Annotated in this window: 13 protein-coding genes; 9 read left to right on the forward strand and 4 right to left on the reverse strand. The window is 45.7% G+C overall.

The features are described 5' to 3' along the window. From ACX0G7_RS22335 to ACX0G7_RS22360, 6 genes are all read left to right on the forward strand, one after another. The coding region (locus tag ACX0G7_RS22335; RefSeq protein ID WP_458925749.1) for an alginate export family protein at nucleotides 1-682 on the forward strand (682 nt) is incomplete at its 5' end. A gap of 169 nt (nucleotides 683-851) precedes the next feature. Then, a complete protein-coding gene (locus ACX0G7_RS22340) occupies nucleotides 852-1256 on the forward strand; it encodes a nuclear transport factor 2 family protein (protein ID WP_458925750.1) in 405 nt (134 codons plus the stop codon). A gap of 117 nt (nucleotides 1257-1373) precedes the next feature. Next, nucleotides 1374-2252 (forward strand): alpha/beta fold hydrolase, encoded by an 879-nt coding sequence (locus ACX0G7_RS22345; protein WP_458925751.1) that lies wholly within the window; start codon nucleotides 1374-1376, stop codon nucleotides 2250-2252. A 264-nt stretch (nucleotides 2253-2516) separates the two neighbouring features. After that, nucleotides 2517-3833 (forward strand): OmpA family protein, encoded by a 1317-nt coding sequence (locus tag ACX0G7_RS22350; protein WP_458925752.1) that lies wholly within the window; start codon nucleotides 2517-2519, stop codon nucleotides 3831-3833. Nucleotides 3834-3902: 69 nt separating this feature from the next. Further along, nucleotides 3903-4883, forward strand: coding sequence for a hypothetical protein (locus ACX0G7_RS22355; protein WP_458925753.1), 981 nt, complete (start codon nucleotides 3903-3905; stop codon nucleotides 4881-4883). 94 nt (nucleotides 4884-4977) lie between these two features. Further along, nucleotides 4978-6945: a tetratricopeptide repeat-containing sensor histidine kinase gene (locus tag ACX0G7_RS22360; protein ID WP_458925754.1), complete on the forward strand. Its 1968-nt coding sequence runs from the start codon at nucleotides 4978-4980 to the stop codon at nucleotides 6943-6945. A 36-nt stretch (nucleotides 6946-6981) separates the two neighbouring features. Here ACX0G7_RS22360 and ACX0G7_RS22365 read toward each other — a convergent pair whose 3' ends face one another. From ACX0G7_RS22365 to ACX0G7_RS22375, 3 genes are all read right to left on the reverse strand, one after another. Next, on the reverse strand, nucleotides 6982-7623 hold the full coding sequence (locus ACX0G7_RS22365) for a response regulator (RefSeq protein ID WP_458925755.1): 642 nt from the start codon (nucleotides 7621-7623) through the stop codon (nucleotides 6982-6984). A gap of 53 nt (nucleotides 7624-7676) precedes the next feature. Then, entirely contained in the window at nucleotides 7677-9086 is a 1410-nt protein-coding gene (locus tag ACX0G7_RS22370) for a PAS domain-containing sensor histidine kinase (RefSeq protein ID WP_458925756.1), read from the reverse strand. Between the two features lie 140 nt (nucleotides 9087-9226). Next, nucleotides 9227-10123: a helix-turn-helix domain-containing protein gene (locus ACX0G7_RS22375; protein WP_458925757.1), complete on the reverse strand. Its 897-nt coding sequence runs from the start codon at nucleotides 10121-10123 to the stop codon at nucleotides 9227-9229. A 254-nt stretch (nucleotides 10124-10377) separates the two neighbouring features. On the opposite strand from ACX0G7_RS22375, the gene ACX0G7_RS22380 reads away from it, so the two are divergent. From ACX0G7_RS22380 to arsN2, 3 genes are all read left to right on the forward strand, one after another. Next, complete coding sequence (locus ACX0G7_RS22380) at nucleotides 10378-11502, forward strand: aldo/keto reductase (RefSeq protein ID WP_458925758.1); 1125 nt, start codon at nucleotides 10378-10380, stop codon at nucleotides 11500-11502. Between the two features lie 85 nt (nucleotides 11503-11587). Then, a complete protein-coding gene (locus ACX0G7_RS22385; protein ID WP_458925759.1) occupies nucleotides 11588-12505 on the forward strand; it encodes an MBL fold metallo-hydrolase in 918 nt (305 codons plus the stop codon). Between the two features lie 210 nt (nucleotides 12506-12715). Beyond that, entirely contained in the window at nucleotides 12716-13171 is a 456-nt protein-coding gene (arsN2, locus tag ACX0G7_RS22390) for an arsenic resistance N-acetyltransferase ArsN2 (protein ID WP_458925760.1), read from the forward strand. 96 nt (nucleotides 13172-13267) lie between these two features. On the opposite strand, the gene ACX0G7_RS22395 is transcribed toward arsN2, so the two are convergent. After that, nucleotides 13268-13804 carry a YeeE/YedE family protein gene (locus ACX0G7_RS22395; RefSeq protein WP_458925761.1) on the reverse strand — a complete coding sequence of 179 codons (537 nt, stop codon included), beginning with the start codon at nucleotides 13802-13804 and terminating at the stop codon, nucleotides 13268-13270. Nucleotides 13805-13808: the final 4 nt, after the last annotated feature.

The following is a 13808-nucleotide window of genomic DNA, read 5'->3' on the forward strand; positions in this document are numbered from 1 at the left end:
AATAAATGCTGACTTCTATTACCTCGGGTTTTACAATCCATCGGCAAGCTATACTAAACAGCCGCACCGGGCAAGGGAAACGAGACATAGCATTGGCATCAGGTTGTTCGGAAAATTATTCGAGGCTGTTGATTTCGATGCAGAGACTATTTACCAGTTTGGGACATACGGGAGTTACACAATACATGCATTTGAAGTAGACGGCAAGATATGGAAGGAGTTCAGGATGAAAAATGGAGTGCTAAAGCCAGCGGTAAAGTTTGGCTATGCATCCGGTAATCGTTCACTAAATGACAGCCGCCTGAATACGTTCAATCCTTTATTCCCAAACCTCCTGTACTACCAAACGGCAATTGGTATTTTCCCAGCTAACATTATCAATCCAAATGCAAGCCTAACCTGGAGTGCCCGGAAAATGGCATTGGCTGGGGGATTGGATTTTTTCTGGCGGGCGTCGAAACAAGACGGGTTATATGCGCCGTTTGGAACCATTGAGTTCATCATCGGAAACAGTACCTATCTCGGACATCAATTGTATACCAAAGGCGATTACCAATTTACGCCCCACCTCAGTGCAACGGTTTTAGTATCCCGGTATTATAAGAGCGACTTCGTGAAAATGAATGTAGACAGGCGGGGAATTGATTTGCTCCTCAATGTGCTACTCAACTGTAAACTATAAGCGTATGCGCATAAAAAGAAAGTACCTGACTTTTGTTACTGCTGTTTGTATGGGCTTAAGTATGGAGCTGGTCAACGGACGATGGCTCTTAGCAGAAAGAGCTTACTAGGTCTTGTATCTCAATGCAAGCCTTTTAAAAGGAACCGCATTCACCTAATTAACAATAACCATGACACAAACTAACAAAGAAACAGCATTACTTGCCTTTCGATATCTGGCTGAAGGTCACAAACGGGGCAGCTTTGACAATTACCTGAACCTTCTCACCGAAGACTATACCTTTTATGCGCCGGCAGGAGAGTTCAGAGGTAAGAATGTAGGCAAAGCCAGAGCAAAACAATTTTATGATACCATCACAACTGCCAAAGCCGATTTTATTTTTTCCGAGCCGCTTCGCGTAACCGAAAGTGGCGATACGGTAGTCATCGAATTTACTGACGAAGGTACGATCATGGGGTTCCCATACTTCAACCGTATTGCCTCATCCTTTGATATTAAAGATGGCAAAATTTATAGCTACCGGGAATATTTCGGAGATATCGACATGGATGCAATGATGAAAATGCAAGGGTAAACATTCTGGACTGAAAGGGTTATTGGTAAACGGCTATGGCATATATAGCGACGCCTTAACTGATGAATTGGAAGCAAAAGTTAGCCGATAAGATATAATTCACCTAAACAACCATTTATGAAGTTCGAAGATTTTAAGCACAAAAAAGCGAATGTGAACGGTGTTCAGATTCACTATCGCATAGGGGGAAAAGGGATGCCTCTGATACTCATCCATGGCTGGCCGCAGCATTCACTCATGTGGCATGCCATTGCACCAATACTAGCCGAAAAATATACAGTGATTGCGCCAGATTTGCGGGGTGCCGGCGGCTCATCCATTCCTACCGTTGGCTACGACAAAAAAATCATGTCGAACGACTTGTATGAACTGATTAGGTTGTTGGGATACGAAAAACTCTATGTCGCTGGTTACGACCTTGGTTCTGGGGTGGCTTACAGTCTTGCCGCTCAACATCCTGACCTTGTTGAAAAGCTGGTTGTGATGGAGTTTGGCTTACCAGGCTTCGGCTACGAAACCATTATGGCACCCGCGCCTGAATGGACTGCGGGAAGCAATTGGCACCTGGGCTTCTTTACCGTACCGCAGGTTGCGGAGTTTGCATTTGCCGGGAAGGAAAGGCAATTACTGACCTGGTTTTTCTGGCACCTGAGCCACAACGAAAGTGCCGTCAGTAAAGAGCATTTCGAAGAATACGTAAAGCAGATCTCAAAGCCGGGGGCGCTACGGGCAGGCATTGAATATTACGCAGCTGTTTGGGAGGATAAAAAGAACAATGAAGAATTAGCAAAGAACAAACTCAAAATGCCCCTGCTTGCTGTTGGAGGCGAGAGCAGCTCAGCGCAATACGTTGGCATATTGTTTCAATCGGTTGCCGATGATGTTGCCACGCTGGTTGTTCCCGACGCAGGGCATTGGCTGGGCGATGAGAATCCTGTATATCTCGCAGAAGAACTCTATAAATTTTTTTCTCAAAAAGAAACTCACGATCACTGATTTGAACCAACGCAACGGAGGAAATTACTTCGTTTCCATTTCTTCGCCGTAATATATTTGCTGTGAATACCCGCCTGGCCCACAAAATATAGCGGTTGCGGCGCTAGATTAATACCCCAACGGGGTAAGGGGGATGAATCTGTTATAAACTTTGCCTGCCTGCTACGTAGTAGTACTGAATTGCGAAAATCGTTATAGCTGCTGATCTTTTGGCGTTTCTCTTCCGGTTATTTTGCCTTTTCAACAGACAAATAACCTACAATAATGAAAAAATTATTTGCATTTGCAATGCTGACATTGCCCTTTACAGGCTTTAGCCAGCAAGGATACCTTGACAAATTAAAAGACAAAGCGAAGGCGAGGACTGAACAGCGCGTTGATGAGGGCATGGACAAAGCCATTGACAAGGCGGAAGAAGAACTCACCAGGAAACCGGAAGCAAAAAAAGGTTCCGACACCCCGAAAAAAACAGAAGAACAACCCGGGACCAATGCAACTGCGCCGTCAAGTGCAAAATCAGAAACGAAAGCAACTTCGTTTAAAGTCTATTCTAAATTTGATTTCATTCCCGGGGAACGTATTGTATATGCTGAAGATTTTTCTCAGGATGAAATCGGCGAGCTGCCACTGAACTGGAGCACCAACAAACGCGGCGAAACAGTGACCCTCGAAAGCCATCGCGGTAAATGGATGCAACTCTTTAGCGGCAGCCGTTATGCTTCGCCAGCCTTGCAAAAGCTGCCCGACAATTTCACGGTGGAAATGGATGTGATGCTGCAGTACACCGGCGAAGAGGGATATACTTATCCGGACCTTGAGTTTAAGATGCTGGAACTGCAACCGGGTGATACAAAGGCCCGGTCTTTCCTGGTGGACGAAGCTGCTGCCAACGAAGTGTCTTTTGTTCTGGTGCCCCACAAAACGGAACCGGCAACTTATCTGAAAAGCTTTGCAAAGGGTACAGACTACTTCTCTAACGAACCTAAGGAACTGAAATCGGGCAGCCTGGCGGGGAAACCCTTTCATCTTTCGGTGTGGGTGCAAAAAGAACGCATCCGTATTTGGATGGATGCCGAAAAAGTTTGTGACATCCCGCAGGGTATTCCCGAAGGAGCAGTGTTCAACCGGATCGGTTTTGGCCTGACTGCTTCGGCTTACACACCTGACCAATTTGGCGTCTTCTTGTCCAACATCAAGGTAGCCGAAGGAACCCCGGACCTGCGCAACAAATTACTTACCGAAGGCAAGTTGGTAACGACTGGCATTTTATTCGATGTGGCATCGGCTAAGATCAAACCTGAAAGTGCCGGCGTACTCAAAGGGATTGCCGCAGTGTTGAAGGAAAATACTTCGCTGAAAGTGAAAATTATTGGTCACACCGACAGCGATGGCGACGATGCAAAAAATATAGACTTATCCAAACAACGTGCTGAAGCCGTAAAGAACGCTTTGAGCACTGAGTTTGACATTGAAGCCAGCCGTGTGCTATTCGATGGCCTGGGCGAATCAAAACCAGTTGCTGAAAATACGAGCAAAGAAGGCAAGGCAAAAAACCGAAGAGTTGAATTCATCAAATTGTAATCCCGCTTATTTATTGTAACCCTGACTCTCAGCCTTTCCGGTTGTATTGAATACTTTATATAAAATCAAATGAAAATCTTTCAAACATTTCTGATTTCCCTTCTGGCAATAATGTATTCCTGTACTGGAAAAGCCCAGGAAGCGCTGTCCGTAGATGAGTTTACAGCACACCTCCCACAACCACCAGCCACTTTGCAACTGGCATTGGCAAAGCCAACTCCCGACGTGGAGATGCTTCTGGCTACTTGTTCAGGGAAGGTGAAAAAAGGCTCAGACGAAGCATACAAGCCCTTGTATGCATACTTTCTTAAAAATCTGGAGAGCGGTGCGGCAAATTCAAATGCATACAGTGCTGCAGAGCGAACGCTTTACAGGGATTATTCAAGTAGCACTAAAGGATTATCGTCCGATAACCAGTATCTCCAGTTTCAACTGCTGGTTGCGGGCAGGCCATTATTGAGCAGCGGCCTTTTGTCCTGGGGTGTAGCGAGCAAATTCTCCGGCGCTGAAAAAGACTGGTACCTGCAAGCGATTTCGCTGGAGAAGATGATTGACCATACTCTGCCAAAATCGAACGCACTGGTTGCAAAGTTAGATTTCGGCGGACAGGACCCGGCTTTAAACGCGATACACGAAACGTTCAATAAGGAGTTTGCGGCGCTGCCAAAGCTAAATGTAAAAACGGCGGAAGGTTTCACCCTCGAAGTGGAAGACCCAAATAAGGCCATAGCAGCTTACAAAATATACGGGCGAAAACGACATGAGCACTTCGCACGGGTCTATGAGACTCGATTTGCAAAGTGGCAGGTTCAGTTTCAACGACTGTCGGCGATTGCAGAGAAACTGCAAAGCTTATCGGCACAGCCATCCACCCGAACACCTGCGGGGGTGGTCTTACTCTCAGACCTGCAAGCCCGGGTTTGGAATGCTGCAACCCACCTATACAGTGCGACAGAGCGTTTATGGCAAGACATACTAATTGCGCAAGCTGGTCAGAACCAGGTTGAAGAGGCAATCAAAATATATTCTGGTTACAAAGCCAGTCTCTAGGAAGCCCAGGCTTTCAGGGGTCACCTGTTTTCTCCCGACACAATCAAACGCGTTGAATCATCAACTGTCGATTTTGACCATGTAACTGTCTTAGATGAAATGGATACCAGTTTTAGTAATCTTCCTGACAACGTCTTCCGCTTTCGCCCAGGATACCACGCTGCAACGCCTGCTTGCTGCAAAAGAAGATACGGTTAAGGTCAGGAATCTGATCCGGTACACAGGGCCTTTAATTGGAAATGATAACAAGAGAGCGGATTCACTGCTTAGGATTGCCCTGGATCTGAGTCAACGGAGCAAATTTTGGTTAGGGGCGGGGCTTTGCACGATGAATATAGGCATTACCTACATGCAAACCGGTCAACCTGATTCGGCAATGCTGATGTACCAAAAGGCAATCACATTCTTTGAAAAAACGGATCGCCGGAAATATGTTGGCTCCTGCTATGGCAATATCGGATCGGTTCATGAGATGACGGGAAACCGTGACAGTGCAATCCTTTATTATCTTAAAGCGCTCCCTTGTTTCAACATATCTTCTGACGCTTATGAAATAGCGACTATGAACAGGAATATCGGCGTCCTGTTCGGCAACAATGAAAACTTCGAAAAGGCTCTCTATTACACCCATCAGGCAATAGATATAGCCAGGCAACAAAAAACCGACCGAAAGTCGATTGTGATTTTAATTGCCGCTCTGACCGATAAATCCCGTGCCCTGAGCGCATTGAAATTGCTGGAACAGGCCCAATCTTATGCCTCCGAAGCGGTGCAAATTGCTACTACGCTCGGAGAAAATTATTCGTTGGCAGAAAGCTATTTCAACTTAAGCGAAATTCTTTTTGAGGTAAACAGGATTGATTCCGCTATTAGTTATGCAAGGAAGGCGATGCGGTATGCGCATCAAAGCGGCCTGGCAGGCTTGTATCTCAATTCGTGTATAACCCTTTCGTTGGCATACGATAAAAAAGGATGGCAAAAAGAACGGCAGGAGCTCTTAAGAAAAGCGCTGCGAAAGTCAGAAGAAACAAACCTCGTCGTACTACAGGATGATCTCTTTGAACACCTTGCTGATGCCAACTTCAAATCAGGCGCTTACAAAAGCGCCTATCTGTTTCTGGGTCAGTACATCAAAATAAAAGACTCGATTCTAAATGTTCAAAGCATGGCTGCCCAGGCAGATGCTGAAACGCGTTACAAGGCTTCAGAACGCTCAAAAGAAATTACAGAGAAAAGACTTTTGCTGACACAAGCTAACCTTTCGCTGGAAAAAAGCAACAAGCAGATTTTATATGCTGTTAGCGGTTTGCTGGCAATGACTTTGCTCGCAACCGGGCTGTATCTGCGATCGCGGTACAGACGGAAGGCATACCGGTCCAATCTTTTAAGTCTGCAAAAGCAAAAGGAGATTGACACACTGCAAGCGTTGATTAACGGCGAGGAAAAAGAACGCAGCCGCATTGCGAAAGATTTGCACGATGGGGTGGCGGGCATGCTGGCAGCGGTAAAAATGCACTTCGGCAGTATAGCCGACGGTCGCGACCTCACCCAAACCGACGGCTTTCAGCGCGGGATGAGTTTGTTGAACGAAGCAAGTCAGGAGATACGCAAAACAGCGCACAACCTGATGCCGGAGATACTGATTGCACACGGATTGGATGCGGCTCTGCAACGCTATTGCGGAAACATCTCCAGCAGCCGGTTACAGGTTCAATACGACTCCTGGGGTGATATCACACGATACAATGAAAATTTTGAACTGGCCATCTACCGGATTGTACAGGAACTGCTTCATAACGTAGTGAAACATTCAGGAGCTTCTCAGGCCATAGTGCAGTTGAGCGTTCTTGGCCAGATACTGTCACTAACTGTTGAAGACAACGGGATTGGTTTTAGGGATCAGTTACAACCGGACGGTACGGGCATCAAAAGCCTGCAACAACGTGTCTTGGCCATGAATGGTAAGATGGATATTGACGGTGCCGGTGGTGCCGGTGTCAGTGCGTACCTCGAATTCGATACAACAAGCCTGGAGGTGCAGGGATCAAAAGCAACGGCATAGTCGTGGAGTAACCGTCTGTTCGGCGCAACACCATCTTTAGTCAACCAGCCCCCGGCGGATGGCTTCTTTTACAAGACCGGCAGCATTTTTTGCCCCCAGCTTTTGCGATAAATTTAGCCGGTGTGTTTCCACTGTCCGCAGGCTGATAAATAGTTTATCGGCAACTTCCTGGTTGCTCAATCCTTCACCTACAAGTTTTAATATTTCCTTTTCCCGTTTAGTCAGCGGAATGTCGAACATCGACCTCCTTTGACCCGTCAGACTTTCATGAAGTAATATTTTTTTTACCGATTCGTCCAGAAATTCGCTTCCGCCCATCACGGTTTCAATAGCTGAAAAAATGGTTTGCTTGTCCGCATTTTTTAAAAGATAACCTGAAGCTCCGTTGCGCATCACCTGGCGAATGTAGTGGGAGTCATCGAAACTGGTGAAAGCAAGTATCTTAGTGGTAGCTTGTTTTTTATTAACGATTTTACAAAGGTCAACGCCACTGGTACCCGGCATTTGAATGTCCATCAGGAGCACGTCAATTTTATTGCTGTCCAGGTGGGCCAGCAGCGTATGTGCATCAGTGGTAGTGAAGGTGATCGTGAATTGTTCGTGGCCGGCAAACATGGCCTTTAATCCGTTGATCACTACTTCGTGGTCGTCAATAACTGCAATTTTGATTGTTTCCATGACTGCTATAGGGTCTTTGCCCGACTGGCTAAGAATAATTTTGAATATAAATATTACCGGTGAGAAACAACTGGCCTTGCCTCACTGTCGGGACCCGAAAGCGTTGGTTGATTAAATTCCAGGTAGATATTGGTGCCTTCTTGCGGGCCCGACTGAATTTCGATATCGCCATTCATGACGGCTACCCGCTTACGTATGGAGCGCAAACCGGTGCCCTCCCTTGCAAAAGGTTCTTCAAATCCTATCCCGTTATCCTCGATGGTTACCGAAAGCACCTGGGGTTGGTAACTCAACTGCACAATGGCCTCCGTGGCTTTTGAATGCTTCACTATGTTGTTCACTAATTCCTGAAGAATCCGGTATAGCGAAAGTTCAAAACTGGCTGAATACCGCGTATCATTTCCGACAGCAACATATCGTATTTGCAACTGACAATTAGTGACGCTGTTCAAAAAGTATTCAAGCGCTTTGTTCAGGCCCTTCTCCAATAAAATTTCCGGCATCAGGTTATGCGATGTGTTGCGAATCTGCCGGGCAGCCTCGTCGAGCAACCTGATGCCTTGTTGATACTCCTTATTCCCTTCCACCGACGTCTCAGCATGGGTGAGTGTTGCGAAATGCATTTTTGCTGCCACAACCATCGCTGAGATCTCGTCGTGCAGGTCGCGTGAGATACGGCTGCGTTCTTTTTCTTCTCCCTCTTTTAATGCTTCCAGAAGCTGCACTTCCTTTGCGTTTTTTTCGGCCCGGATACGGTCACTGATATCCCTGCCGGTTATAATGATCCCGGTGATCTCGGGGTCGTCCAACCGGTTGGTGACAATCGCTTCCATCCATAACCATTCACCATAACCATTCTTAAACCGGTAGGGTGGGCCCTGCAACTTTCGCTGCCCCTTCAAAAGTGTCTCCATCTCCACCGCCAGCTGCGGAAGGTCTTCCGGGTGAATGTAATCAAAGCAAAGCTGACCAATTAATTCTTTTGGTTTTCTGTGCAGTAAGGTGGCCAGCGATTCACTGACATAGGTCCAATAGCCGTTTATATCCGTAACAGCCAGCAAATCGAAAGAGTTCTCAACCAGTGCTTGAAACAGGTGCTCCTTTTGCAGAAGCTGCTGGCCGGTATTTGCTGCCTGATCCACAGATCTGCCAATGCAAAAAATGACATTCGCAACAGAGGTAAACGACCAACTGACAGAAAGCTGACTTCCATCTTTTTTATGTAGGGTATGAATTAAACATGAAAGCTGTTCGCCTTGCTGCAATTTTTTTGTAATAGCCTGAACTTCGGCGTCGTTTTTCGAAGCAATAATCTCTGAATAGAGTCTCCCCTCCAGTTCTTCTGCAGTATATTGAAGACAGTTGATGAAGGCCCGATTCACTTTTTCAAATGTGCCATCGGTGGATAAAATGACTGCCAGATCGGGAAGCTTGTCAATAAGCATTAAAATATCACGGTCCATTTGTCCAAATTAAATAAATCCTTTGGATGGAAAAAGTGAAAGCAAGATCAGATAAACGCCATAAGGCTATGAATTCTATGAAGCCATTCACCAGAAAGAAGGATCAAGAAAAAGGTCAGGTGGATACGATTTTTACTCCGCTAGTTCAACATCCTGTATTCGTGAGGCGAATACCCTACCTGTTGTTTGAACATCCGGGTGAAGTGTGACGGATACTTAAAACCCAGTTCATATGCAACCTCGCTGATGGTTTTACCAGGGTCAAGTATTCTTTCTTTGGCAGCAGAAATGACTTTTAACTGTATAAACTCCTGCGCTGATTTCCCGGTTGCTTTTTTCACCAGGTCACCAAAATACCTTGACGACAAATTCAGTTGCGCCGCACAATCTGCGACTGAAGGTAACCCTGCTGTTTGCGGCTTCTCTGAATGAAAGTACTCATTCAAAAGATTTTCAAACCGGGTCAACACATCGCTATTCGCATATTCCCTTGTTACGAACTGCCGGTCGTAAAAGCGAACGCAATAGTTGAGGAGCAATTCAATGTTATTGACGATGAGTGTGCGGCTGTGTTTGTCTATTGCATGCGCTAATTCATGCTGAATTTTCTGAAAGCACTCCACCACGAATTGCCGCTCAGCCTCAGATAGGTGAAGGGCCTCGTTTGCCTCATACGAGAAGAAATGATATTCGGCAATGTGCTTGCCCAGATGAGTTCCCTGGAGTAAATCAGGATGAAAGCAAAGTGCCCAGCCAGTTGGTTGGAGCATCTTTCCACTCTCTTCGAAACCAAAGACCTGTCCCGGCGCAATAAACAACAGCGTTCCTTCTTCATAATCGTATTGATTGCGGCCATACTTCAACTCTTCACACTTCGTGTCCTTTAGAAAGACGATGTAGACGTCTGATAAATAACGAGTCGCCATTACCTGCCCTGACAATGATTGGTCAAGAACACTGATTAAAGGATGTAACGTTTTCTGCCCGCGCTCCCGGTTGAACTGCGTGACTGTTTCTATTTTTCGAATGGTTTTCACGAATCGCATTTTGGTATCATAAAGGTAGAATAAGGGTTTTAAAGTGCTGACTTTGTCACCCCCAACCGGGAATAATGGTAAGGAAATCAGGAATTGGTATAACCTGTCACATACCAGTTATATGGACCTTTGTCTGGCCATCAACAAAGCCCTGTAATCAGGTGTCTGCAGGTAATCGTTTGTCGGCAGTCATTTTTTGGGAAGTTAATTTGTTTGATAAAGAAGGCCTTTCAAAAAAATCTAAAGCAGAAATAATGAAACGACGTGAACTTTTGAAATCGACCCTATTCGCGGGTACCGGCGTACTGTTTGGGGGGAAAAGCATTTCAGCTTCAACTGCGGTTAACCTCGGGGAAGCAGAATCCGAAACCAGCGGATGTACGATTTTATCAAATAAGCGCACCCTCGGAAGTGGTAAAGCGGCTCTGACTGTTTCGGCCCTGGCGCTCGGATGTATGGGCATGCAAAACGGTCGCGGAACTGTTCCCGATGAGAAGATGATGGAGAGACTTATCCGCGAGGCCTATGACCGTGGATGCAATTTCTTTGACACGGCTGAAGGTTATAGCTCAGGTCGGAATGAAGAGCTGCTGGGCCGGGCCATCGCACCCATCAGAGATAAAATAATCATCGGTACCAAGTTCACCGTTGACCTAACCAAAAACCCACCGGTAAACGACAATCGCCCCCAACGAATAAAAGCCGCATGCGAGGCTTCGCTACGGCGGTTGAAGACCGACCATATTGATCTTTACCACCAGCACCGTATAGATCGGAACGTACCGATAGAGGATGTTGCCGGAGCAGTTGCTGATCTGATCAAGGAAGGGAAGGTGCGGTATTTCGGCCTGAGTGAGGTTAGTGCTCAAACTATCCGCAGGGCGCATAAAGTTCAGCCTGTTACCACTGTTCAGAGTGAATATCATCTGATGTTCCGCAAGCCTGAAACTGAAGTTTTTGATACACTGAAAGAACTTGGCATAGGCTTTACCGCCTATAGTCCGATCAACCGTGGTTTTCTTGGGGGGTCGCTCACAGAGTACGCTGACATGAATACCAACGATATTCGTGGCGCCTGGCCACGCTTTACACCCGAAGCGCTACGCGCAAATACCCGTATTCTGCAAGTGATAAATGAATTCGGAAAAATACGCAGCATGACGTCGGCGCAAATCGCCATGGCGTGGATGATGAGCAAGTATTCCTTTATCGTGCCCCTGTTCGGGACCACCAAGCTGTCACATTTGGAAGAAGATTTGCGAACGGCTGATTTCAATCTTACGCCAGAAGAGATCAGCGACTTAGAAACAAAAGTTGCCGGGTATCCCGTGGTGGGAGATCGCTATGATGCAATACAACAGGAAAGGGTTGAATACTAGCTTCCACCTGGCGGCAAAGAAATCTTAATTCAGTGATGTCAAAACAAATAGAAAGCGGGCACTGGTCATGCTATAAATAAAAGTTATGGTTTCAAAATCTTTAATAGTAATAGTTTTCACATTTGCCACGGCCACGTTTACCTTGCAAGCGCAGATTACATCTGACACTACAAGGAAAAAATACCAGGCAAAGGCCCCGGCGTCGCAGCCCTTTGGCAAAGAGGCTTTTACAGCTTCTGACAATACTGTAATCCGATGGTTAGGCATGGCCGGCTTTTTGGTAAACAGTCGCGGTACAACCTTCATGATTGATCCGCTGTTACAAGGTTATGATATGCCACTCTTAATGAAGTTTCCGTTAATCCCACAAGGTGTGCCGCGACTTGATGCAGTATTCGCCACACACAGCGATAACGATCATTACAGCGTGGAAACCTTCAGGAGTTTAGCTCCGGTTACTAAAGAGTTTCATTCAACAATTTATGTTGATTCTTTAATGAAAAACGAAGGCTTAAATTCATTTGGTCATTTTATTGGCGATACATTTAGGGTGGGCAACACTTCAGTGCGGCTTACCCTTGCCGACCACGACTGGCAGAACGATTTTCCTAAACCTGGTCAGCGTTATTTCGAGCCCGGCGATGCCTGCGGCTTTTGGTTCAATACGCCCGACGGTAACATCTGGGCACCAGGCGACAGCCGTTTCAACCAGGAACAACTTCACATGCCCACTCCCGATGCCATTTTATTTTATTACTCCGAAGATCCGCTTTACCATTCGGGACTGGAAGGCGCAGTGAAAATTGCTAATGCCTATCCTAATACGCCGCTGATACTTAGCCACTGGGGATTTGTTGATGCCCCGGATTTTACACCCTTTAATGGCGACCCAAAAAACCTGAAAGAAAAAGTGGTTAACCCCGAACGCATAATCGTTATCGCCCCAGGGCAGCCGTTCACATTGAAACGATTGAAAACTAAAAATCTTACCAGTCCGTTGTAAAGATGAGATATTGAATACACTCATTGCCAGGTCTCTCCGGTACAGTCCCGGCAATTGAAAAAGTAATAGCTTACTTTATGACCTCCGGAATTTTTTCGTATAAGATGAAGGTTTTTTAAATGGTCAATATATCGTAATATTGCGATACTAATCCTGATCAAGCTTGATGTTATCGACTAACGATTTTTTGACTTTTATTAATTTTATACCATGCAGATAGTCAAAGCAACGCAACAAAACCGTGATAAAATTAAAAGCCTGTTACAGTCGCAAAATCTTCCTTCACAAGATCTGCCGGATTTACTTACCGACTTCTATGTTGCGGTTGATGCAGGTGAGTTGATAGGTCTTATTGGAATGGAGCGATATGGAACTTATGCTTTACTGCGCTCAATGGTAGTACATCCTGATTATAGAAACAAACGTATAGCGGAAACCTTGGTAACCCGACTCGAAACGGAAGCAAAGTCAACCGGTATTGCGGAAATGTATCTTCTTACCGAAACAGCAGATAAGTATTTCAGCAAAAAGGGGTACACTATCATTACAAGGGATGTAGTCCCTAAAGAACTTAAAGGCTCATCTGAGTTTAGTCATGTATGCCCGGTAAGTGCCATTGTAATGAAAAAACAATTAGTTGAACAACCCGAAAAATTATCCAGGTAACACAGCCAGTTTGTTTGCAATAATTTTGACAACCATGTAGAAAGGCATCACAATTGGCTGAGGATAGCTGCTGCAATTAATTTCCTGCGATGCAAACTAATGCGGTAATTTATCCCTGAAATATCCATAAACCCAGGTGCCGGCAACAGCACTTAACAGCACCATGACAATCACCAGAAAGCCGGAGCCGATCTGGGCAAACAACGGTCCTGGGCAAGCACCTGTCATTGCCCATCCCAACCCGAAGATCAGGCCGCCAATGATCTGCCCCTTGTTAAACTTTTTTGGATGAAATTCGATAGTCTCACCATAAATTGTTTTTACCTTGTATTTTTTGATAAGCCAGACAGAGATCATGCCGACTATAATTGCGGTTCCAATCACGCCGTACATGTGAAAGCTTTGCAGGCGAAACATCTCCTGGATGCGGAACCATGAAGTTATTTCAGCCTTGGTAAATGTTATGCCAAAGATTATGCCCACAAGAGCATACTTCAGGTTATGATACCATTTGTGTTGCAGATGGGATTCATTGACACAGATTGTATCCAGTGATCTCGATTCGTAATCGGTGTCGTCAAGTTCTTTTTCTTTGTTATCGGTAGGATATATATCACTTAAAATGCCACGCATAAGG

It is taken from the genome of Flavitalea antarctica (genome assembly GCF_054461535.1).

Excerpts from the sequence above, each read along its gene's own strand:
- ACX0G7_RS22340 (WP_458925750.1), top strand. The coding sequence starts at position 852 with ATGACACAAACTAACAAAGAAACAGCATTACTTGCCTTTCGATATCTG.
- ACX0G7_RS22345 (WP_458925751.1), top strand. The coding sequence starts at position 1,374 with ATGAAGTTCGAAGATTTTAAGCACAAAAAAGCGAATGTGAACGGTGTT.
- ACX0G7_RS22350 (WP_458925752.1), top strand. The coding sequence starts at position 2,517 with ATGAAAAAATTATTTGCATTTGCAATGCTGACATTGCCCTTTACAGGC.
- ACX0G7_RS22355 (WP_458925753.1), top strand. The coding sequence starts at position 3,903 with ATGAAAATCTTTCAAACATTTCTGATTTCCCTTCTGGCAATAATGTAT.
- ACX0G7_RS22360 (WP_458925754.1), top strand. The coding sequence starts at position 4,978 with ATGAAATGGATACCAGTTTTAGTAATCTTCCTGACAACGTCTTCCGCT.
- ACX0G7_RS22365 (WP_458925755.1), bottom strand. The coding sequence starts at position 7,623 with ATGGAAACAATCAAAATTGCAGTTATTGACGACCACGAAGTAGTGATC.
- ACX0G7_RS22370 (WP_458925756.1), bottom strand. The coding sequence starts at position 9,086 with ATGGACCGTGATATTTTAATGCTTATTGACAAGCTTCCCGATCTGGCA.
- ACX0G7_RS22380 (WP_458925758.1), top strand. The coding sequence starts at position 10,378 with ATGAAACGACGTGAACTTTTGAAATCGACCCTATTCGCGGGTACCGGC.
- ACX0G7_RS22385 (WP_458925759.1), top strand. The coding sequence starts at position 11,588 with ATGGTTTCAAAATCTTTAATAGTAATAGTTTTCACATTTGCCACGGCC.
- arsN2 (WP_458925760.1), top strand. The coding sequence starts at position 12,716 with ATGCAGATAGTCAAAGCAACGCAACAAAACCGTGATAAAATTAAAAGC.
- ACX0G7_RS22395 (WP_458925761.1), bottom strand. The coding sequence starts at position 13,804 with ATGCGTGGCATTTTAAGTGATATATATCCTACCGATAACAAAGAAAAA.